Raw genomic sequence first — 20,042 nt, forward strand, 5'->3', positions numbered from 1 at the left:
CCCGGCCGACACTGAGGCATGGCCGTCCCCCTCGCCACGCGCTTCGAGGCCTTCACCCCCGAGCACCTCGGGCTGGTCGTCGGCTTCCTGGTCGGCTGCGTGGTCCTCGCCGTCGTGGGTCGCGCGCATCGCGGCACCCCTGCCGAGCTGCGCTTCCGGCGTACCTTCGCCCTGGTCGTCCCCTGCTTCACGGTGCCGATGCAGGTGCTGCAGCTGCTGCCCGGCGACTTCGACCTGGGCACGTCCCTTCCGCTGCAGCTGTGCGACCTCGCCTGGATGGCGGCGATCGTCGCGCTGTGGACGCGTCACTGGGCGGCGACCGCGCTGGTCTACTTCTGGGGCCTGACCCTGACGGTGCAGGGCATCGTCACGCCGTCGCTGGGCGAGGTCTTCCCGGACCCGCGCTACTTCATGTTCTGGGGCATGCACCTCGCGACCGTGTGGGCGGCGGTCTACCTGACCTTCGGCCTGGGCGTGCGGGTCGACTGGCGCAGCTACCGCCTCGCGGTGGGCGTCACCCTGGTCTGGGCCGTGGGCGTCATCGCGTTCAACGCCGCGACCGGCACCAACTACGGCTACCTCAACCGCAAGCCGGCGGTCGGCAGCCTCCTCGACCTGCTCGGCCCGTGGCCGGGGTACGTCGTCGCGGAGGTCTGCGTCGTCGCAGCCGTCTGGGCGCTGATGACCTTGCCGTGGGTCCGGGCCGAGCGCGCCGACCGGCCCGCGGCCCTCAGAGCTCGGGCTCGGCGACCTGGCTGAGCATGTCAGCGACCAGGAAGGCCAGCTCGAGGGACTGGACGCGGTTGAGCCGCGGGTCGCACACCGACTCGTAGCGGTGGGACAGGTCCTCCTCGAGCAGCGACTCCCCTCCCCCGACGCACTCGGTGACGTTGTCGCCGGTGAGCTCGACGTGCAGCCCGCCGGGCCAGGTGCCGAGCTCGCGGTGGACGTCGAAGAAGCCCTGCACCTCCTCCATCACGTCCTCGAAGCGACGGGTCTTGTAGCCCGAGGACGCCTCGAAGGTGTTGCCGTGCATCGGGTCGCAGACCCAGGCGACCTGGACCCCGGCGGCGGTGACCTTCTCGACCAGCTCGGGCAGGACGGTGCGGATGCGCCCGGCGCCCATGCGCGTGATGAAGGTCAGCCGGCCGGGCTCGTTGAGCGGGTTGAGCCGCTGGGCGAGCGCGATGGCGTCGTCGGGGGTGGTGGTCGGGCCGAGCTTGACCCCGATCGGGTTCTGGATGCGGCTCATCAGCTCCACGTGGGCGCCACCGAGCTGGCGGGTCCGCTCGCCGATCCACAGGAAGTGCGCCGAGACGTCGTAGGGCAGCTCGGTGCGGCTGTCGATGCGGGTCAGGGCGTGCTCGTACTCCAGCACGAGCGCCTCGTGGCTGGAGTGGAAGTCGACCCGGTGGAACTCCTCGGGGTCGGCGCCGATCGCCTTCATGAAGGTCAGCGCGCGGTCGATGTCGCCGGCCATGCGCTCGTAGCGCTTGCCGACCGGCGAGGAGCGCACGAAGTCGGTGTTCCAGGTGTGCACCTGGCGCAGGTCGGCGTAGCCGCCGGTGACGAACGCGCGCACCAGGTTGAGGGTCGCGGCCGAGGAGTTGTAGACGTCGAGCAGGCGCTGGGGGTCGGGCACGCGCGACTCGGTGGTGAAGTCGTAGCCGTTGACCGCGTCGCCGCGGTAGGCCGGCAGCGTGACGCCCTCACGGGTCTCCATGTCGGAGGAGCGCGGCTTGGCGTACTGCCCGGCCAGCCGGCCCACCTTGACCACCGGCACCGACGCGGCGTAGGTGAGGACGACGGCCATCTGCAGCAGCACGCGCAGCTTGGCGCGGACGTTGTCGGCGGTGGCGCCCTCGAGGGTCTCGGCGCAGTCGCCGCCCTGCAGCAGGAAGGCCTCGCCACGGGTCACCGCGGCGAGCTTGGCCTTGAGGTCGTCGCACTCGCCGGCGAAGACCAGCGGCGGGTTGCGACGCAGCCGGTCGACCACGCGGTCGACCTCCGAGGCGTCCGGCCAGGTGGGCTGCTGGGCGGCGCCGAGGTCGTACAGGTCGCGCAGGGAGGGAAGTTCCACGGCCATCAGCGTACTTCGGGGCAAAGGGCGCGTGGACATGGGGACATTTCCGGCACGGGTCACGTAGATTACGGCCGCATGGGGTTGCTGGAGCGCTTCCGCGCCACGGGGGACGAGCAGATCGAGCAGGTCGACTGGACACCGCCGGCGTACGGCGCGTGCCAGTGCGACGGGCACGTCGAGGACGTCCTGGAGCTGCGCATCCCCCTCGCCGACGGCACCGGTGACGTGGCCGTCTGGGCCCTGCTCACCTCCGGCGCGCTGGCCACCGTGCCGGTCGAGCCCGACCTCCAGCAGCTCAGCGACGGCCTCACCCCCCAGGGTCGCGGGCCGTTCCAGTGGCTGCTCACCGCCGGTGAGCGGCTGATGCCCTTCATCGCCGAGGGCGCGACCAGCAAGCTCGAGGACGCGCTGTTCGTCCAGGAGGGCGTCGAGCGCGCGATGTGGCAGCACCGCCGCAAGGAGCTCGCCGTCGGCGCGCCCCGGATGTGCATCAACGGGGTCCAGTGCGCCGTCGTCATGGCGCTGATGAACCTTCGTGCTGCCCACCCGCCGGCCTGAAGAACGCCTCCAGCAGATGCCTCGAGCAGTCGAGCACGAGATTCGACGTGGCATGGGCCCGGCGGGGGCGAGAGCGTGGCGTTCGGACGACCCCGAATCTTCAAGGCGCGCATCCTCTGCAAACAAGCCCTGGTATTACCTGTCCGTCGCCGCTATCAGCCTGGCCCTCGGCCTTCTTTTCAGCCGGATCCCCTTCAACGCCTTTGATCTGCAGATCTATTGGCGGGTCGGAGAGGTCTTCCGTCACGGACCAAACGAAATCTACTCTTTCAGCTATTACGGCCTCGGGCTGACCTATCCCCCATTCGCCGCATTGGTCTTCGCAGGCCTTTCCTACATTCCTTTCGCCGTCGTGACGGTCGCGGCGAAAGTCGTCCAATTTGCGCTATTGGCTGCATGCCTGCACATCTGCGTCCGAGCGACCAGTTGGTCGGTGTGGTGGGTACTTCCGCTCACTCTGGCGGCATCAGCACTCGAACCCATCTACTCCGGCATCATCCTTGGCCAGATCAATCTGCTCCTCCTGGTCCTGATCCTCTGGGACTTGACCCGCCCCAAGGAAACAGCGTGGGCAGGGATTCTTCTGGGATTAGCAATTGGCATCAAGTTGACGCCCGCCATCTTCCTGTTGTACCTCGTCGCCCACCGCGACTACCGCACGGCGATGCGCGCCCTGCTCACCTTCGCGACGACCGTTGTCATCGGATTCGTCGTCGCGCCAGGACCAGCAAACGCGTATTGGACCAAGTACTTGTTCGACACGGAGAGAATCGGTCCCTCCAAAGACACCGACAACCAGTCCATCCGGGGGATGCTCGACCGTCTGGAAGTCGCACATGCCGGGTTGATCTGGGTTCTGGCATGCGGCGCGCTGTGTGCGCTGTACCTCTGGTGGAGCCAAAGGCCGCGACAACGCGCAGACATGCTCCTCGAGATCTCCGGCGTCGGTCTCCTCGGCTGCCTCGTGTCTCCACTTAGCTGGAGTCACCATTGGGCCTGGATCGTCCCTGCAGCGGTGGCCTTCGTGGGCTCGCCGCAATCTCGCGAATCGCAGGTACGTCGCCTGGCCATCGCGAGCGCGGCTTGGCTCCTGTTCCTGCTGCCAGTCGCAAGGTACCGCGCACACATGCCGCAAGACGTGCCAGTGGCGTGGCTGGTCCTGATGGAGAACCTTTACGTGCTGGGGACTTTGATCGCGGTGACCGTATGGGGCGTCATGCGGACGCTGCGACGTCGGCACTGGCTCGCCACGCAAAGGCGAGTCAACTGACCTGCCGAGGTCGCGTCGACCAGACGTCGGCGAGATCCGCCAGCGGGATCAGCCGAAGAACACCTCGGCCTCGGCGTACTCCTCCGGCGAGACGACCTTGAGCTCGCCGGTGCCCTCGATCAGCGGGACGCGCACGATGTCCTTGCCGCGCAGCGCGACCATCGTGCCGAAGTCCTTCTCGGCGACCGCCGTGATCGCGTGGAGCCCGAAGCGGGTGGCCAGCCAGCGGTCGAACGCCGTCGGGGTGCCGCCCCGCTGGACGTGACCGAGCACGACCGCGCGGGCCTCCTTGCCGGTGCGCTGCTCGATCTCGCTGGCCAGTCGGTCGCCGATGCCGCCGAGTCGCACGTGGCCGAAGGCGTCGGTCTCGCCGCTCTGCAGGGTCATGTCGCCGCCGTCGACGGGGACCGCGCCCTCGGAGACGACCACGATCGGGGCGTAGGACTTCTTGAAGCGCTCCTCGACGTAGGCGCAGACCTTGTCGATGTCGAAGGGCTTCTCGGGGATCAGCACGATGTTGGCGCCGCCGGCCATGCCGGCGTGCAGGGCGATCCAGCCGGCGTGGCGGCCCATCACCTCGACGACCAGGACGCGGTGGTGGGACTCGGCGGTGGTGTGGAGGCGGTCGATCGCCTCCATCGCGATGTTGACCGCGGTGTCGAAGCCGAAGGTGAAGTCGGTGCCCGACAGGTCGTTGTCGATCGTCTTGGGGACGCCGACGACGTTGACGCCGAGGTCGGAGAGCTTGGTGGCGACGCCGAGGGTGTCCTCGCCGCCGATCGCCACGAGCGCGTCGACGTGGTTGTCGGCGAGGTTCTGCTTGATCCGCTCGACCCCGCCCTCGACCTTGAACGGGTTGGTCCGCGAGGAGCCGAGCACCGTGCCGCCGCGCGGCAGGATCCCGCGGACCTCGGCCACGCCGAGGGGGCAGGTGACGTTCTCGAGCGGACCGCGCCACCCGTCGCGGAACCCGACGAAGTCGAAGTCGTAGACCTCGACGCCCTTGCGGACCACGGCGCGGATGACGGCGTTGAGGCCGGGGCAGTCCCCGCCTCCGGTGAGTACTCCAACTCGCATGTGGCTCACCGTAGACCCCGGAGGTTGGAACGATCCAGCCCAACCGGGCGGTAACTCTTCACTAGGGTCGCGCCCATGAGCGTTCTCGCCATCGACGCCGGGACGACCGGCGTGACCGCCGTCGTCGTGACCCCCGAAGGCACCATCGCGGCCCGCGGCTACCAGGAGTTCTCCCAGCACTTCCCCCGGCCCGGGTGGGTCGAGCACGCGCCGGAGGAGATCTGGCAGGCGACGATCGAGGCCACGCGCGCCGCGCTCTCGGCGTACGACGAGACGGGCGGTCCGGCGCTCAAGGCGGTCGGCATCACCAACCAGCGCGAGACCGTGGTCCTCTGGGACCGCGAGACGCTCAACGCGCCCCGCCGCGCGATCGTGTGGCAGGACCGGCGCACCGCCGACATCTGCACCCGGCTCAAGGACGAGGGGCACGAGGAGCGGGTCGCGGAGCTGACCGGGCTGCGGCTCGACCCCTACTTCTCCGGCACCAAGTTCCTCTGGCTGGCCGAGCACGAGAAGCACACCTGGGGCATGGTCGAGGACGGCCGCTACGCGGTCGGCACGGTCGACTCCTACCTGATCGCGCGGATGACCCGCGGCACCTGGCACGTCACGGACGTCTCCAACGCCTCGCGGACGCTGCTGTTCGACCTCGAGGCCGGCGACTGGTCCGACGAGCTGACCGACCTGTTCGGCGTGCCCCGCGAGGCGCTGCCCGAGATCGTCCCGTCCTGGGGCGACATCGCGACCACCGACCCCAAGGCGTTCTGCGGGCTGGAGCTCCCGATCGCCGGCATCGCCGGCGACCAGCAGTCGGCGCTGTTCGGCCAGACCTGCTTCGCGGTCGGCGACACCAAGTGCACCTACGGCACCGGGTCGTTCATCCTCACCAACACCGGCACCGAGGTGGTGCGCTCCGACGCGGGCCTGCTCTCGACGGCGGCGTGGAAGTCACCGGAGGGCGAGCTGACCTACGCCCTCGAGGGCGCGATCTTCGTGACCGGCGCGGCCGTGCAGTGGCTGCGCGACGGGCTCCAGATCGTGGGGTCCGCCGCCGAGACCGCCGCCGTCGCCGGCACCGTCGACTCCACCGAGGGCGTCGTCTTCGTGCCCGCCCTGACCGGTCTCGGCGCTCCCGACTGGGACCCGCGCGCCCGGGGCATGATCATCGGCCTCACCCGGGGTACGACGCGTGCGCACCTCGTGCGCGCGACCCTCGAGGCGATCACCTTCGAGGTGCGCGACGTGATCGAGACCCTGCCCGACGACGCGCCGCTCACGAGTCTGACCGTCGACGGCGGCGCGGCGGCCAACGACCTGCTCTGCCAGCTCCAGGCCGACCAGCTCGGGGTCACCGTCGAGCGGCCCGAGATCGTGGAGACGACCGCGCTCGGGGCGGCGTTCCTCGCGGGCCTCGGCACCGGGGTGTGGTCCTCGACCGACGACCTGCGCGAGACCTGGAAGCTCGACCGGGCCTTCGAGCCCGGCGGTGACCGCGAGGCCTCCGACGCCGCCCACCGGCAGTGGCGCGAGGCGGTCGAGCGGGCCAAGGGCTGGGCCTAGTCGTCCAGCCCGGCGAGCTTCTCCCGCGCCTCGTCCAGCTTCTCCCTGGCCGCGTCGACCAGCTCCTCGGTCTCCTCGACCTCCCCCTCGAGCTCGTCGACCCGCGTGGCGGTCTGCTCGGCCTCGGTCTCGACCTCGGCCAGCTGCCGGCGCAGCTCCTCCAGCCGGGACTCCAGGTGGAGCTGCTCGGCCTGGGCGGAGCGGTGGTCCTCCTGCGCGGCCTCGTGCCGCTTGGTCGCCTGCTTGAGCGCCTTCTCGGCCTGCTTGACCCGCTTCTCGGCCTTCTTGCGCTTCTTGGGGTCGACCGGCTCGGGCTGCTTGCTGCGGATGTCGGTGACGGTCGCGCGGGTGCCTTTGGCCGGGGCCGGACGGTCACCCACCCCGCCGAACGACGCCACCCCCGTCGACGTCAGTGGCTGTGCCAGGCACCCGGCGAGCACCTGCTCCGCCGCCTCGGGGTCGGCCAGCGCGGCCTGGAGCGTCGCCGCCACCTGGTCCGCCACGGCGTCGGTCAGTCGGACGCCCTCGTCGTCGGCGAGCTCCCGCGTCTGGGTGACCACAGCCGCGACCACCTGCCGCCGCTGCTTTGACAGCTCGCGCAGCGCGTCGCCCTCGGCGCCGGCCTGGGCCTCGCGCAGGGAGTCGCCGATCGAGAGCACCTGGCGCACGAGGTCCTCGCGCTGCCGCACGAGCTGGTTGACCGCCCACGCCGCGACGGTCGGCCTGCGCAGCGCCTTGACCGAGTCGGCGAGCGGCCGGTCCGAGCCGCGCAGCTCCTTGACCCGGGCGTCGCGCGCAGCGGTGAACTCCTCCACGGGCAGCGCGTAGAGGGCGGTCGCCTCGTCGTCCAGGGCGCCCATCAGAGCTCGTCGTCGAGGCCCTGCTCGATCGCGTAGCGCACGAGCTGGACCCGGTTGTGCAGCTGCAGCTTGCGCAGGGTGTTCTGCACGTGGTTCTGGACGGTGCGGTGCGACAGCACGAGCCGGTCGGCGATCTGCTTGTAGGACAAGCCCTTGGCCACGAGCCGCAGCACCTCGGTCTCCCGGTCGGTCAGGCGCGGCAGGTCGGTGTCGTCGTCCTTGGCCGACCCGCCCTCGGCGAGCCGGCGGTACTCCCCCAGCACGAGGCCGGCCAGCCCCGGGGTGAACACGCTGCCCCCGGCGGCGACCCGGCGTACGGCGTCGATCAGCTCGGCCTTGGACGCCGACTTGACCAGGTAGCCGCTCGCGCCCGCCTTGACCGCCTCGAGCACGTCGCTCTGCTCACCGGAGGCGGAGAGCACGAGGATGCGCACGGTCGGGTCCTCCGCCACGAGCGTCGCGGTGACGTCGACGCCGTTGGGCTCGGGGATGTTGAGGTCGAGCACCACGACCGACGGCCGGGTCGCCCGGGCACGGTTGATCGCCTCGCTGCCGGTGGCCGCGGTGGCGACGATGCTGAGGCCGGCCGCGCTCAGGTCGCGCTCGACCGCGTCGCGCCACATCGGGTGGTCGTCGACCACCATGACCCGCGGCGTCGCCGAGCCGGTGTCGGCGCTCGTGACGTCGTCCGAGGGTGCGCCTTCGGGAACGGTCATCGGTGTCCTCCTGGTCGGTCCGAGTCCTGACGGGGTATGACGAGCTCCCACTCCGTGCCCAGCGACGGCCCGGTCGTGAGCTCGGCACGGCCACCGAGGTCGCGCAGCCGGCCGGCGATCGACTCCGTCACGCCGAGGCGCCCCTGCCCGCGGGCCTCGTCGAGGCGGCCCTCGGGGATGCCGGGTCCGGCGTCACGCACGGTGACGACCACCTCGTGCCCGAGATCCTCGAGCAGCACCCAGGCCGGGGCGTCGGGGCCGACGTGGGCGGCGGTGTTGTCGAGGCAGGCGCGAGCTGCCGAGACGACCTCGTCGACGACGGAGGCGGGCAGCACGACCGGGGTGCCCGGCCCGGTGAAGGTGACCCGTGGGCCGACCGCGGCGGCGAGGGCCTCGCCGAGGTCGACAGGGCCGCTCCGCACGTCCCAGGCGCCGACCCGGACCCCGTCGCCCGCGAGACGGGCGGTCTCCTCGGCGACGGTGCGGGCGTCGTACTGCACGAGGCGGCGGAGCGCCACCTCCTGCTCCCCCGCGAGCCGGCCGAGCTCGGCCATCTCGCCGCCGGCCTCGAGACCGGTCCGCTGGACCAGCGCAAGCACCTGGAGCACCCCGTCGTGGACGACCCGCGCCAGCCGGGCCCGCTCGGTGAGGACGGCGGCGGTGCGCTCGGCCTCGGCGCGGAGCGTGGCGGCCTGACGGACCAGGTCGGCGGCGAAGCCGACGACGACCGCGGCGAGCAGGAGCAGGAAGATGTTGCCCCACGTCGCGCCGCTGGACACGGTGCGGACCGACAGGTCGGCGGCGGAGACCACGAGCGCCACCAGACCGCCCTGCCACCAGCCCCGCCCGACCGACCAGGCGAGCACCGAGGTCATCACCCAGAAGGTCGGCAGGGTCGAGGCGTGGCGCGCGAGCATCGCCTCGGACTGGACGAGCGGGGTCAGGAGCAGCAGCCCGACCGCGACGGCCAGGTCGACGGCGTACCACCGCCAGGTGCGGCGCGCCGGGGTGAGGTAGGCCCAGGAGGCGACCACCGACCAGACGGTCATCACCGCGAGGGCGACCCCGGCGAGCACCGGACGGGAGAACTCGTCGAAGCGCCCCAGGTTGAGGGCGACGGCGTAGGCGAGCACGATCGCGCGCAGCACGACCAGGGCTCGGAAGAGGTTGGCCTCGACGACCGACGCGGCCGACGGGCCCCCGATGCGGACGCTCAGCGCCGGACCCTGCTGGGCCATGGCGTCAGGACACCTTGCGGGCGGAGTCCTCGGAGCCCCCGGCGGTCGACCCCTTCCCGGCGGTCGCGGCCCTCTCCTTGTCGAGCGCCTTGGCGCGGGAGGCGTACATGTCGACGTACTCCTGGCCGGAGAGGTTCATGATCTCGTACATGATCTCGTCGGTCGCCGAGCGCAGGATGAAGCGGTCGTTCTCGAGGCCTTGGTAGCGGCTGAAGTCCAGCGGCTTGCCGAACCGCACCCGCGGGCGCGTCCAGTGGCCGAACTTCTTGCCGGGCGGCGCGACGATGTCGGTGCCGACGACCGCGACCGGGACGACCGGCACGCCGGTCTCGATGGCCAGGCGGGCCACGCCGGTCTTGCCGCGGTAGAGCTTGCCGTCGTGCGAGCGGGTGCCCTCGGGGTAGATGCCGAACATGTCCCCGCCGTGCAGCACGCGCTTGGCCGTGGTCAGGGCGCCGGAGGCGGCGTCACCGCTGGTGCGGTCGATCGGGACCTGGCCGGCGCCGGTGAAGAACATCTTCTGCAGCCAGCCCTTGAAGCCGGGCGTCGTGAAGTACTCCGCCTTCGCCACGAAGGTGACCTTGCGGTCCAGCGTGAGCGGCATGAACAGCCAGTCGGCGTAGGAGAGGTGGTTGCTGGCCAGGATGACCGGCCCCTCCTCGGGGACGTTCTCGATGCCCTCGACCTGCGGTCGGAAGACCAGCTTGAGCACCGGACCCAAGGCGATCCACTTCAGGAACCAGTAGAACAACCCACGCTCCTGTCTGACTCCGTGCTGACACCTCTCGGCCGGGACGGTTCACCCTAGCCTGCCTCTGGGGTGCGTGCGACGATGGCGGGCGTGACCTCACCGTCCTCTCCCACCGCACCGTTCCACGCCTCCGTGCCCGGTGCCGGCGTCGGCGTCCTGCTGGTCCACGGGTTCACCGGCAGCCCGGCCGCGATGCGGCCGTGGGCCGAGGACCTCCACGCCCGCGGCTACTCCGTCTCCCTGCCCCAGCTGCCCGGTCACGGCACGCGGTGGCAGGACCTCCAGGCGACGACGTACGACGACTGGTACGCCGAGGCGGGCACCGCGTTCGCCAAGCTCAAGGCCGAGCACGAGCACGTCGTGCTCTGCGGGCTGTCGATGGGCGGGCTGCTGAGCCTCGCGCTCGCGCAGGAGCACGGCCGCGACATCGCCGGCCTGGTCCTGGTCAACCCCGCGGTCGACAGCAACCGCAAGGACGTCAAGCTCCTGCCGGTGCTCAAGCACGTCGTGCCCGCCTTCCCGGCGATCGGCAACGACATCAAGAAGCCCGGCCAAGAGGAGCAGGCCTACCCGCGCACCCCGCTCAAGGCGGCCGCCTCGCTGTTCAAGGAGATGCCGCGGGTGCGCGAGCGGCTGGCCGAGATCACCCAGCCGCTGCTGATGTTCCGCTCCCGGGTCGACCACGTGCTCGACCCGTCGTCGGGTCGGGCGATCATGTCGCGCGTCTCCTCGCGCGACCTCGAGGAGGTCGTGCTCGAGGAGAGCTACCACGTGGCCACCCTCGACAACGACGCGCCGATGATCTTCGACCGCGCCTCCTCGTTCATCGCCCGCGTGACCTCTTGAGGCCCAGCCCGTGATGCCCGACAACCCCGCCGACCGTGACCCGGACGAGCCCGACGCCCCCCGCGAGGAGCCGGAGCTCGACTTCGAGGCCGAGTTCTCCCGCCTGATCGCCGACTGGGGACCGACCCCCGACGTCGAGGAGGTCCGCAAGGAGGCCCGCCCCTCTCCGCCGCCCGCCTCCTCCGACGACAGCCTCAAGCGACTGCTGCGCCAGGCGTGGCCCGACGAGCAGCCGACCCGTCCGGCCGCCGAGGACGAGGCCCACTTCGAGCCGCCGCCCCCGCCGCCGATCCCCCGTCCCGAGCCCCGCCGGCTCGCCGCCTGGATCGCCCTCTTCGGGGCCCCGATCCTGGGCCTGCTGCTCCTGATCAGCCCGCTCGCCATGCCGTCGTACGTCGGCTATGGGCTGTTCGTGTCGTTCGTCGGCGGCTTCGGCTACCTCGTCTGGACGATGGGCGCCGGCCGTGGCCACGACGGCTGGGACGACGGCGCGCGCCTCTGATCCGCCCCGCGGGGGCGGTCGGTAGTCCAAACTGAGGGGGCCTTATGTCCTCACCTCGGGGGATGTTCGCCCAAATCTGGACAAACGACCTTCTGGTCGAGTAGACGCTGGCCTAGCATTGCCACACTGGGGCCGGAGTATGCGCACTCCGCCCGCTGAATTTTCCTGGGGAGCCCGCATGTCGCCTCGCACCGTCACCGCGTGGCGCCCCCGTGTGCGGCGGGGTGAGCGTGGGGCCGTGGCGGTGGAGTTCGCCCTGGTCGTCCCCCTGCTCCTGCTGATCGTCTTCGGGATCATCCAGTACGGCTTGTACTTCTTCTCGATGCAGGGCGGTTCGGCAGCAGCCCGCGACGCAGCACGCGCGGCTTCCGTCGGCAAGATGGCCACGTGCGCTGAGTTCGTGCCGTGGGTCAAGGCGCGCGTAGGGTCGGCCAACTTCGGCGACGTCATCGACGTCAAGCGGGAGTACCCGGACGGGACGGGGATCGGCAAGCTGGTCAAGGTCACGGTGAGCTTCGACAGCCTCAACCTCCACTTCCCGTTGATCCCGGTCCCAGGGGATGGCGAGGTCTCCACGGTGGCGGACACGCGTGTCGAGTTCGAACCGACCACTCCCGAGGAGTGTTCATGAGGATTCGCTTCCAGCGTCATCGCGAGGACCGAGGAGCCATCGCCGTCATCGTGGCGATCAGCGCCACCCTCCTGTTCGTGCTGGCCGCGATGTCCGTGGACCTCGGCAACGCCTGGGCCCGTGCCCGGCAGTCCCAGAGCCAAGCGGACCTGGCAGCCCTGGCCGGCGGGCAGGAGCTGCCCGCGGGCGACTCAGCACACCAGCTGCAGATCGCACAGGTCGTGGCGGACTACCTCAACGACAACCGCATCAGCAGCGACCAGCCCAACGTCACCGCCAGCGCGCTGCAGGACGGGAACGACGCCAACGGCGAGATCTCCTTCCCCAAGGACACGCAGCTGAAGGTGGTGCCGCCGTTGTCGCAGGTGAACTTCGGCTTCGCCAGCGTGATCGGCGCGAACAACGTCAGCGTGGCGCGCACCGGCACGGTGGAGAAGCGGGCTCTGACCCCGAAGCCCGACAAGATCCTGCCGATGTGGCTGCCGGCCAGCTGTGTCTATGGCCCCGTCGAGGGCGACACCGACCCGCACACCTCACCCTCGGCGAGTCCGACCTACTCCCCTGCCTCGCAGGGCTTCACGGTCAGCACCCGGTTCCACGTCACGAACATCTCGGTGAACACGACCCCCTACGGCACGACCACAGGATCGATCGACGTCACGTTCTCGAACGAGAACACCGTCGCGCAGGGCACACCCGCCGCCCCGCTGAAGGGCGCCGTGATCTTCACCTTCGGTGCCCCCACGGCCTGGGCCGGCAACCCGACCGTCTACCCCGTCAACCTCGCCATCCCGGGCAAGGTCGGCTCCACGCCGGGCACCCAGACCGTGACGATCCCCGGCGTCGGTCCCGAGGTGACCTCGACCGTCGGCAAGTGGGAGGTGTGGGGCGCCCGCAACATCGTCGCCGGCACGCCCGTCCCCGGCACCACCGTCTTCAGCGCTGACCCCGGCCCGGCCTCGGCAACCGTGGGCAGCCAGAGCGAGCCGCTGGTCTTCGAGGTCACAGGTGGAGGTGGCGAGGTCGGCTGTGACGACTCGGAGCGTGGCAACTTCGGCCAGATCGACAGTCCTCGGACGGGTATGACCGCGATGAACAAGGCGTACGGCTACAACATCGCGCTGGGCCTGGACCACAAGCTCAAGGAGTTCGAGCCCAGCCTGGCCCTTCCCGGCGTCGACATCACCCTCAATCCGGAGTGCTACAGCGACGGCAATCCTGGTGGCGCCAAGATCGACAACACGGTGAGAGACGGCAACAACTGCATCTATGTCGAGGCCGGCAACGATCCGCCTTACCTGACCAACGGCCTCCTGTCAGGCATGACCGGAGGACCCGACGGGACGGTCAAGGGTCGCCTCTTCAGCGCGGACACAAGCCCGCTGTGCACGGCCAACGGAGACAAGCGGGCGCCTGCCAAGGCCGACGACGGCCACTTCCAGTGGTCCAAGATCAACCGGGACACCCTCTCCTGTTACCTCAAGCCCGGGGTCACCCTGGCCGACATCGCCAAGGACGGATCCGACTTCGACCTGCTGGACAAGTCGATCGAGGACTCGCCCCGGTTCTTCTACGTCCCGATCGTCTATGCCACCGATCGAACGGACAAGAAGTACATCGCGATCAAGCAGTTCGCCCCGGTCTTCCTCACCGACGAGACCCTGACCAGCGGCGCCACCGCGGACAACGGCGTCCAGATGAACACCGGCGGCACCCAGGTCTTCGCCGTCCAGGTCTTCGCCTTCAACTACAACGCCATCCCGGTCGACCCTGACGGGGAGGACGTGGAGTGGTTCGACGGTGGGCGAGCTGTCGTCCGGCTCGTCGACTGAGGCCCGCCGCTCAGTCGTCGTCGAGGTCGATGTGCTGCGGCTCCGCCGACCGTGGCGTGCTGCCCTGCGAGGAGGCACTGAGATAGAGACTGACTGCCTGGGCAAGTGAGCCGGCGGCAGTCGCCAGGTGCTGCTTGATCTCGGGGCTGGTCTCACGGAAGACGCGGATCGCCTGGCACACGGGGCAGTAGCGGCAGTCCTCCCCGTGGGCGAGGTGCGCGCCGAGGTCACGCACCTGCGCCCCCAGGTCGTCCGCGACCCCGCCGGCGTGCGCCGCGCCGGTGTCGCGGGCCCAGTCCTGCAGCGCCCCGAGGAGCTTGGCTGCCTCCTCGCCGACGGACCCGACCTCGTCGCGATCGTCGCTCATCCCGCCGCTCCCTCAGCGGGACGCAGGCGCACCCGGAGAGAGCCGTCCCGCAGCCGCGCCCCCGCGACCTCGGCGCCGCGGAGGGCGGTCGGGAGCGTCAGCACCCGGCGATAGGAGCCGACCGTGACGATCAGGTCGTCCGCGTGGCGCGCGAGGTCGATGTCGGACCGCGCGGTCAGCGGGAGTGACAGGACGAGCTCGGCGTCCGTCCCGTCGCGCTCGAGGCGGAACGGCTCGGGACCTGTCGGCAGCGCCAACGGGTCGTCGTCGCCGTAGACGTCGTCGCCGAGAGCGAGCAGCGCGGGGACTCCGGTGGGCTCCTCGGCCCGGTAGGCGGAGCGCCACACCGGCAGGTCGGCGAAGGACTCCTCGACCTCCTGGAGGACCACGCGCTGGGCGCGCACCCAGCCCTCGAGCCAGCCGTCCCCCTCCTCACCCGGGAAGACGCGGTTGGCGACGACCCCGTCGACGGCATAGCCGAACAGCGCGAGGGAGGTGTAGGTCCGCCGCGCCTCGGCGAGCACGACGCGTTCGGGGGTCAGCACCAGCCGGACGCTCGCGTTCTTGCCGGTCAGGAGGTCGTGCAGGTCAGCCAGGTCCCGGTGCAGCGCGGCGACCGCCTCGAACACCGCGTCCTGGGGCATGGGGACGCCGGCTGCCCGGCTCAGGACGGGCCGGAGCGCCGAGACCAGCCGTCGGTTGGCCGGGAAGATCCGGTCCATGTACCAGTTGAGGGCCTCGGGCAGCGCCAGGAGCCGCAGAGTCTCGGCCGTGGGCGCGCAGTCGACCACGACCACGTCGTACTCCCCCGACCTGACCTGCCGACGGAGCTCGAGCAGCGCCAGGACCTCCTCGGCGCCGGGCAGGACGGTCAGCTCCTCGGCGCTCATCGGGTCCACCCCGGCGGCATCGAGGACCGAGCGCAGGTAGCCCTGGACCGTCAGCCAGGACTCCTCGAACCGCTGCTGGGTGCTCACGTGCTGCACCCACAGGAGCTCTGCCACCGGGGTCGGGGCGGTGCCGACCGCCACGCCGAAGGCATCGCCCAGGGAGTGGGCGTGGTCGGTGGAGATCACCAGGGTCCGCAACCCACGACGTGCCGCGCCGGCGGCCGTGGCCGCGGCCAGGGTCGTCTTGCCGACGCCCCCCTTGCCGGTGAGGAGGAGGACGCGGACGTCGGCGCCCTGCTGCTCGCTCACGCGGCGGGCAACGACTCGACGCGCTTCTTCAGACCCTTGAGCGCGGTGTCGATGATGACCTTCTCGGCCTTGCGCCGCAGCATGCCGATCATCGGGATGCTCAGGTCGACGGCCAGCTGGTAGGTCACCTTGGTGCCGCTCCCCTGCGGCTCCAGGATGTAGGAGCCGTCGAGGCCGCGCAGCATCTTGCCATCGACCAGCGTCCAGTCGACCCGCTTGTCGCCGTGCCAGTCGTACTTGAGGCTGTAGGCGTCCTTGATCGGGGTGGCCTCGATCTCGAAGTAGACGACCTCGGCCCGACCGTCGGGGAAGGACGAGCGCACCTGCGCCACGTGCATCCCCTGCGCCCACTGCGGATAGGCGGGGAAGTCGGCGATGACGTCCATGATCTGCTCGGCCGGAGCGCCGATGACGATGCTGGAACTGGTCTTGTCGGCCATGGACCGGGACTCCTCGAGCGGTGCTGTGTGGGGCTGGCGAGCGGCCAGCCTACCGAGTGGCGTCGACCGGCCAGTCGCTGCGCTCGCTGCTCGACCACCGTACGATCGCCGACGATGCGTGAGTACTCCTCCCCGCCGCTCGACCGGCCCTACGCGGTGCACGGCCACGAGTCGCTCAACCTGGTCGACGACGTGCTGCGTCGTGCCCAGGAGAGCCCGGACACGGTCGTGGCGTGCCGCCGCGCCGGACGCGGCTGGGAGCCGGTCACGGCACGCGAGCTGGCCGAGGACGTGGAGACCTGGGGGCGGCGCTTCCTGGCGGCGGGGCTCGAGGCGGGTGATCGCGTCGCCCTGCTCTCGCGCACGCGCTACGAGTGGACCGTCGCCGACTTCGCGCTCTGGCTCGTCGGCTGCGTCGGGGTGCCCCTCTACGAGACCTCCTCGGCCGAGCAGATCGCCTATGTCCTGCGCGACAGCGGTGCGCGCACGGTCCTCGTCGAGACCCCGGCCCACGCGGACCTCGTGAGGTCCGCACGCCCCGACCTCCCGGCACTCGAGCACGTCTGGTCCCTCACCCAGGACGCCTCCACGTCGGAGGCCACCGACCCCCTGCCCTCCGTGTCGGCGGTCGAGGCGACTGAAGTCGAGCGCAGACGCGCCGCTGTCGACCACTCGTCCCCCGCGACACTCGTCTACACCTCCGGGAGCACCGGCACCCCGCAGGGCTGCCGCCTCGACCACGGTCAGCTCATCTTCGGCTCGTCGGCGACGGCCGAGGTCCTCCGACCCGTCCTCGAGCGGGACGACGCCTCGACGCTGCTCTTCCTCCCGCTCGCGCACGTGCTCGCGCGGCTGGTGCAGGTCACCGCGATCCGCACGGGCGTTCGGCTCGGTTACGCGACCGACATGCGGACCCTGGTCGACGACCTGGCCGAGTTCCGGCCCACCTTCCTGGTCGGTGTCCCTCGGGTCTTCGAGAAGATCTTCACCGTCTACAGCCAGCGCGCCGCCGCCGACGGCCGCGGGGCGCTGTTCGACCGGGCGACGGACACGGCCATCGCCTACAGCCAGGCGCTGGAGACTCCTCGCGGACCGGGCCGCGTGCTGCGCGCCCGTCACGCCGTCCTCGACCGACTCGTCTACCGCCCGATGCGGGAGGCGCTCGGCGGGCGACTCACCCACGCGATCGCCGGTGGTGCTCCGCTCGGGGACCGGTTGGGCCACGTCTTCCGGGGTGCCGGGATCCCGGTCCTGGAGGGCTACGGACTCACCGAGACGACCGGTGGCACCACGGCAACCGCGCCCGGCGACCACAAGGTGGGCAGGGTCGGCCGCCCGCTTCCCGGGACGTCGGTCAGGGTGAGTGGCGAGGGGGAGCTCCTGGTCCGTGGACCTCACCTCTTCTCCGGCTACTGGCACCAGCAGGAGTCGACCCCGGACCCGATGACCGCGGAGGGGTGGCTGCGGACCGGTGACCTCGGCGAGATCGACGACGAGGGCTTCGTCCGGGTCACCGGCCGCCTGCGCGAGATCCTCGTGACCGCCGGCGGCAAGAACGTCTCCCCTGGCCCCATGGAGGACGCGATCCGTGCGCATCCGCTGGTCGACCACTGCCTCGTGGTCGGGGACGCGAGGCCGTTCGTGGCCGCCCTGGTCACCCTCGACCGCGAGGCGGCCACCGCCTGGGCGCGGTCCCACGGCCGCTCGACCGATCTCGCCTCCCTCGCCGTCGACGACGAACTGCTGTCCGAGCTGCAGGTGGCGGTCGACCGGGCCAACGAGCGGGTCAGCCAGGCGGAGTCGATCCGGCGCTGGGCGGTCGTCCCGGAGACCTGGACCGAGGAGTCCGGGGAGCTGACCCCGAGCCTGAAGCTGAGGCGCCACGTCGTCGTACGCCGCCATCGTGCGGTCGTCGACGACCTCTACCTGCCCTGACGCTGCGACCGAGTGGCCGGTCGGCCGGCTCAGCATCCCCCACGCTGTGCCGTGCGACACGGACCATCGTCCCTACGCCCGGAGGTCACATCCGTATCAATATTCTCATTCGGGTGGCAGGCGCCCGTTCCATGCGGAATTCTGTGGTCTGCGCATCAGGGGGAAACCAGAGCTCCCATGTCCGCTGCACCGGGCATGGCTGACTTGAAGGATCGTGACGTATGGGACGTCGGACCGTCATCTTGATCGTGGCACTCCTCATCGCAGTGGTGGGGAGCGCGATGGTCTTCATCTACGTCCAGGGGGCGGACAAGCGGGCCGAGCAGAAGCAGGACCCGGTCAAGGTCCTCAAGGCCGTGGCCCAGATCGAGCCCGGCGAGTCGCTCGCGAAGGCTCAGGCGGCGGGCAAGCTCAACATCGACACGGTGCCGCGCGAGGACTTCCTCGAGGGCGCCATCACCAGCGTCGGCGACAACGGCACGCTGGTCGCCCTGTCCAGGGTGTTCCCGGGCGAACAGATCACGTTGTCGAAGTTCGGCGCGGTCGGAGAGCAGGACCCTCTGGCGATGCCAGAGGGCCAGTTCGCGATCTCGGTCAACCTGTCGGACACCGGGCGGGTTGCGGGCTTCGTCTCGCCCGGCTCCAACGTGGCAGTCTTCATGAACGGTCCGATCGGTGCGCAGGGTCAGGACGGCACTCGCCTTCTGCTGCCCAAGGTGCAGGTGATCGCGGTCGGAGCCACCACGGTCACGACGTCGACCACGACCGCCGAGTCCGGAACCCAGACGACGGAGACCCTGCCGCGTACGCTGTTCACGCTCGCTGTCGACCAGAAGAAGGCGGAGAAGTTGATGTACGCCTCCACCCACGGAGAGCTGTCCTTCGGCCTCCTGACCGACAAGTCCAAGGTGAGTCCGGACTCGGGCACCACCCAGGCGAACCTCTTCCGGTGATCTGATGCCCATCGTCGTCGAACCCAACGACTCCAACGCCGAGCTGGTGATGACCGTCGCCGGCGTCGGCACCAAGGTCGTCCCCAACCTCGACGAGCTCAAGCGTGCCTTGGCGGAGTCCCCGGAGGAGCACGCCGTCGTGATCGGACCGACGGTCGACCTCGAGGCCGCCGCGTCGCTCGCGGACAACCTCCGAGTCACTCGCCCGGCCGTGAGCGTCATCCTGATGCGCCGGCGGGTGGACACCAGTGTCCTGGCCGAGGCACTCCGCTCCGGCATGCGCGAGGTCGTGGAGGAGCGCGACCTGAGCGGCCTGGGTGAAGCGATCAAGCGCGCCCACCAGGTCTACCGAGCCGTGACTGGTCCCGCCCACAGCGCGTTGGACACCCCCACCGGCAAGCTGGTGACGGTCTTCTCCCCCAAGGGGGGCGTCGGCAAGACGACGATCGCGGCCAACATGGCGGTCGCGCTGACCGCTCGGGACCTGCACGTCTGCCTCGTCGACCTCGACCTGGGCTTCGGTGACATCGCCATCACGCTCCAGCTGTTCCCCGCACGGACGATCGCGGACGCGGTCGCCCTGGAGGACGGGCTGGACTTCGCCGTCCTCGAGCCGCTGCTGACCCCGCATCGGCGCGGCTTCACCACGCTCGTGGCGCCCGTGCAGCCCGATGCCAAGGACTCGATCCCGCCCTCGCTGATCAACAAGATCCTGTCGATCCTCAAGCAGAACTTCGACTGGGTGGTCGTCGACACCTCGCCGGCCTTCGACGAGCACGTCCTGCAGGCCTTCGACGAGACCGACGAGCTGCTCCTCGTCACCACTCTCGACGTGCCCACGCTCAAGAACGTCAAGATCGCCTCCGAGACGCTGGACCTGCTCAACTTCCCCAAGCCGAGGCGGCACCTGGTGCTCAACCGCGCGGACGACAAGGTCGGGCTCTCCTCGGACAAGGTCGAGGCGACCCTCGACATGAAGATCGCCCAAGCGATCCCCACGTCGCCGGAGGTCGCCAACGCCACCAACGCCGGCGAGCCGATCACCGCCTCACAGCCCAAGCACGTCGTCAGCCAGGCGATCAACCGACTGGCCGACGTGATCACCGGCGTCAGCGCCGGCAAGCAGCCCAGCGAGTCCGGCCGACAGGGGTCGGACGGCAAGGGCGACCCCTCGCGCACCGCGACGCCGAAGCGGGGGCTTCTGCGCCGTCAAGGAAGGTAGTC

At 70.4% G+C, this 20,042-nt stretch carries 20 protein-coding genes; 11 read left to right on the top strand and 9 right to left on the bottom strand.

From position 1 onward, the window contains the following. Positions 1 to 18 precede the first annotated feature (18 nt). Positions 19 to 759, top strand: coding sequence for a YwaF family protein (locus J2S63_RS00395; protein ID WP_310297111.1), 741 nt, complete (start codon positions 19 to 21; stop codon positions 757 to 759). Here J2S63_RS00395 and J2S63_RS00400 read toward each other — a convergent pair. After that, on the bottom strand, positions 731 to 2,086 hold the full coding sequence (locus J2S63_RS00400; protein WP_310297114.1) for a class II 3-deoxy-7-phosphoheptulonate synthase: 1,356 nt from the start codon (positions 2,084 to 2,086) through the stop codon (positions 731 to 733). The two genes, J2S63_RS00395 and J2S63_RS00400, sit on opposite strands and share 29 nt — an antisense overlap. 72 nt (positions 2,087 to 2,158) lie before the next feature. On the opposite strand from J2S63_RS00400, the gene J2S63_RS00405 reads away from it, so the two are divergent. Together J2S63_RS00405 and J2S63_RS00410 are read left to right on the top strand one after the other, a co-directional pair. Then, on the top strand, positions 2,159 to 2,641 hold the full coding sequence (locus J2S63_RS00405) for a hypothetical protein (protein ID WP_310297117.1): 483 nt from the start codon (positions 2,159 to 2,161) through the stop codon (positions 2,639 to 2,641). Continuing rightward, entirely contained in the window at positions 2,619 to 3,911 is a 1,293-nt protein-coding gene (locus tag J2S63_RS00410) for a glycosyltransferase 87 family protein (RefSeq protein WP_310297119.1), read from the top strand. Before J2S63_RS00405 ends, J2S63_RS00410 begins: the two co-directional genes overlap by 23 nt. A 48-nt stretch (positions 3,912 to 3,959) precedes the next feature. Here J2S63_RS00410 and J2S63_RS00415 read toward each other — a convergent pair whose 3' ends face one another. Then, a complete protein-coding gene (locus J2S63_RS00415; protein ID WP_310297120.1) occupies positions 3,960 to 4,988 on the bottom strand; it encodes a 6-phosphofructokinase in 1,029 nt (342 codons plus the stop codon). A 75-nt stretch (positions 4,989 to 5,063) separates the two neighbouring features. On the opposite strand from J2S63_RS00415, the gene glpK reads away from it, so the two are divergent. Further along, a complete protein-coding gene (gene glpK / locus J2S63_RS00420) occupies positions 5,064 to 6,548 on the top strand; it encodes a glycerol kinase GlpK (protein WP_310297123.1) in 1,485 nt (494 codons plus the stop codon). On the opposite strand, the gene J2S63_RS00425 is transcribed toward glpK, so the two are convergent. The 4 genes from J2S63_RS00425 to J2S63_RS00440 form a co-directional block, all read right to left on the bottom strand. Further along, the gene (locus tag J2S63_RS00425) at positions 6,545 to 7,408 is read right to left on the bottom strand and encodes a hypothetical protein (RefSeq protein WP_310297126.1); all 864 of its coding nucleotides are present in this window, start codon (positions 7,406 to 7,408) and stop codon (positions 6,545 to 6,547) included. The two genes, glpK and J2S63_RS00425, sit on opposite strands and share 4 nt — an antisense overlap. After that, positions 7,408 to 8,052 carry a response regulator gene (locus J2S63_RS00430; RefSeq protein ID WP_310306543.1) on the bottom strand — a complete coding sequence of 215 codons (645 nt, stop codon included), beginning with the start codon at positions 8,050 to 8,052 and terminating at the stop codon, positions 7,408 to 7,410. Before J2S63_RS00430 ends, J2S63_RS00425 begins: the two co-directional genes overlap by 1 nt. Positions 8,053 to 8,120: 68 nt before the next feature. Then, positions 8,121 to 9,362 carry a MacS family sensor histidine kinase gene (gene macS, locus J2S63_RS00435; protein ID WP_310297128.1) on the bottom strand — a complete coding sequence of 414 codons (1,242 nt, stop codon included), beginning with the start codon at positions 9,360 to 9,362 and terminating at the stop codon, positions 8,121 to 8,123. A 4-nt stretch (positions 9,363 to 9,366) separates the two neighbouring features. Then, positions 9,367 to 10,113 (bottom strand): lysophospholipid acyltransferase family protein, encoded by a 747-nt coding sequence (locus tag J2S63_RS00440; RefSeq protein ID WP_310297131.1) that lies wholly within the window; start codon positions 10,111 to 10,113, stop codon positions 9,367 to 9,369. A 90-nt stretch (positions 10,114 to 10,203) separates the two neighbouring features. Here J2S63_RS00440 and J2S63_RS00445 point away from each other — a divergent pair, with 90 nt between their 5' ends. The 4 genes from J2S63_RS00445 to J2S63_RS00460 all read left to right on the top strand — a co-directional run bounded on the left by J2S63_RS00445 (position 10,204) and on the right by J2S63_RS00460 (position 13,924). Then, the gene (locus tag J2S63_RS00445; protein ID WP_310297133.1) at positions 10,204 to 10,959 is read left to right on the top strand and encodes an alpha/beta hydrolase; all 756 of its coding nucleotides are present in this window, start codon (positions 10,204 to 10,206) and stop codon (positions 10,957 to 10,959) included. Between the two features lie 13 nt (positions 10,960 to 10,972). Then, a complete protein-coding gene (locus J2S63_RS00450; RefSeq protein WP_310297136.1) occupies positions 10,973 to 11,461 on the top strand; it encodes a hypothetical protein in 489 nt (162 codons plus the stop codon). Between the two features lie 238 nt (positions 11,462 to 11,699). Further along, positions 11,700 to 12,092 (top strand): TadE/TadG family type IV pilus assembly protein, encoded by a 393-nt coding sequence (locus J2S63_RS00455; protein WP_310297139.1) that lies wholly within the window; start codon positions 11,700 to 11,702, stop codon positions 12,090 to 12,092. Next, positions 12,089 to 13,924: a TadE/TadG family type IV pilus assembly protein gene (locus tag J2S63_RS00460; RefSeq protein ID WP_310297142.1), complete on the top strand. Its 1,836-nt coding sequence runs from the start codon at positions 12,089 to 12,091 to the stop codon at positions 13,922 to 13,924. Before J2S63_RS00455 ends, J2S63_RS00460 begins: the two co-directional genes overlap by 4 nt. Before the next feature lie 10 nt (positions 13,925 to 13,934). Here the strand turns inward: J2S63_RS00460 and J2S63_RS00465 are convergent, their stop codons facing one another. From J2S63_RS00465 to J2S63_RS00475, 3 genes are read right to left on the bottom strand one after another with little or no spacing between them, the layout of a single operon-like run. After that, positions 13,935 to 14,291 carry a hypothetical protein gene (locus tag J2S63_RS00465; protein WP_310297146.1) on the bottom strand — a complete coding sequence of 119 codons (357 nt, stop codon included), beginning with the start codon at positions 14,289 to 14,291 and terminating at the stop codon, positions 13,935 to 13,937. Continuing rightward, entirely contained in the window at positions 14,288 to 15,490 is a 1,203-nt protein-coding gene (locus J2S63_RS00470; protein WP_310297149.1) for an ArsA family ATPase, read from the bottom strand. Before J2S63_RS00470 ends, J2S63_RS00465 begins: the two co-directional genes overlap by 4 nt. Further along, entirely contained in the window at positions 15,487 to 15,930 is a 444-nt protein-coding gene (locus J2S63_RS00475; protein ID WP_310297152.1) for an SRPBCC family protein, read from the bottom strand. Before J2S63_RS00475 ends, J2S63_RS00470 begins: the two co-directional genes overlap by 4 nt. A 114-nt stretch (positions 15,931 to 16,044) precedes the next feature. Between J2S63_RS00475 and J2S63_RS00480 the strand changes: the two genes are divergently transcribed. The 3 genes from J2S63_RS00480 to J2S63_RS00490 all read left to right on the top strand — a co-directional run bounded on the left by J2S63_RS00480 (position 16,045) and on the right by J2S63_RS00490 (position 20,040). Then, the gene (locus J2S63_RS00480) at positions 16,045 to 17,865 is read left to right on the top strand and encodes an AMP-dependent synthetase/ligase (protein WP_310297154.1); all 1,821 of its coding nucleotides are present in this window, start codon (positions 16,045 to 16,047) and stop codon (positions 17,863 to 17,865) included. Between the two features lie 221 nt (positions 17,866 to 18,086). Next, positions 18,087 to 18,818, top strand: coding sequence for a Flp pilus assembly protein CpaB (cpaB, locus tag J2S63_RS00485; protein WP_310297159.1), 732 nt, complete (start codon positions 18,087 to 18,089; stop codon positions 18,816 to 18,818). Positions 18,819 to 18,822: 4 nt separating this feature from the next. Then, positions 18,823 to 20,040: a CpaE/TadZ family protein gene (locus J2S63_RS00490; protein WP_310297162.1), complete on the top strand. Its 1,218-nt coding sequence runs from the start codon at positions 18,823 to 18,825 to the stop codon at positions 20,038 to 20,040. The last annotated feature ends 2 nt before the right edge of the window (positions 20,041 to 20,042 follow it).

Origin of the sequence: Nocardioides marmoribigeumensis (genome assembly GCF_031458325.1) — a bacterium.
Taxonomy (GTDB): Bacteria; Actinomycetota; Actinomycetes; order Propionibacteriales; family Nocardioidaceae; genus Marmoricola_A; species Marmoricola_A marmoribigeumensis.

Excerpts from the sequence above, each read along its gene's own strand:
- J2S63_RS00395 (WP_310297111.1), top strand. The coding sequence starts at position 19 with ATGGCCGTCCCCCTCGCCACGCGCTTCGAGGCCTTCACCCCCGAGCAC.
- J2S63_RS00400 (WP_310297114.1), bottom strand. The coding sequence starts at position 2,086 with ATGGCCGTGGAACTTCCCTCCCTGCGCGACCTGTACGACCTCGGCGCC.
- J2S63_RS00405 (WP_310297117.1), top strand. The coding sequence starts at position 2,159 with ATGGGGTTGCTGGAGCGCTTCCGCGCCACGGGGGACGAGCAGATCGAG.
- J2S63_RS00415 (WP_310297120.1), bottom strand. The coding sequence starts at position 4,988 with ATGCGAGTTGGAGTACTCACCGGAGGCGGGGACTGCCCCGGCCTCAAC.
- glpK (WP_310297123.1), top strand. The coding sequence starts at position 5,064 with ATGAGCGTTCTCGCCATCGACGCCGGGACGACCGGCGTGACCGCCGTC.
- J2S63_RS00425 (WP_310297126.1), bottom strand. The coding sequence starts at position 7,408 with ATGGGCGCCCTGGACGACGAGGCGACCGCCCTCTACGCGCTGCCCGTG.
- J2S63_RS00430 (WP_310306543.1), bottom strand. The coding sequence starts at position 8,052 with ATGGTGGTCGACGACCACCCGATGTGGCGCGACGCGGTCGAGCGCGAC.
- macS (WP_310297128.1), bottom strand. The coding sequence starts at position 9,362 with ATGGCCCAGCAGGGTCCGGCGCTGAGCGTCCGCATCGGGGGCCCGTCG.
- J2S63_RS00450 (WP_310297136.1), top strand. The coding sequence starts at position 10,973 with ATGCCCGACAACCCCGCCGACCGTGACCCGGACGAGCCCGACGCCCCC.
- J2S63_RS00460 (WP_310297142.1), top strand. The coding sequence starts at position 12,089 with ATGAGGATTCGCTTCCAGCGTCATCGCGAGGACCGAGGAGCCATCGCC.
- J2S63_RS00465 (WP_310297146.1), bottom strand. The coding sequence starts at position 14,291 with ATGAGCGACGATCGCGACGAGGTCGGGTCCGTCGGCGAGGAGGCAGCC.
- J2S63_RS00475 (WP_310297152.1), bottom strand. The coding sequence starts at position 15,930 with ATGGCCGACAAGACCAGTTCCAGCATCGTCATCGGCGCTCCGGCCGAG.
- J2S63_RS00480 (WP_310297154.1), top strand. The coding sequence starts at position 16,045 with ATGCGTGAGTACTCCTCCCCGCCGCTCGACCGGCCCTACGCGGTGCAC.
- cpaB (WP_310297159.1), top strand. The coding sequence starts at position 18,087 with ATGGGACGTCGGACCGTCATCTTGATCGTGGCACTCCTCATCGCAGTG.
- J2S63_RS00490 (WP_310297162.1), top strand. The coding sequence starts at position 18,823 with ATGCCCATCGTCGTCGAACCCAACGACTCCAACGCCGAGCTGGTGATG.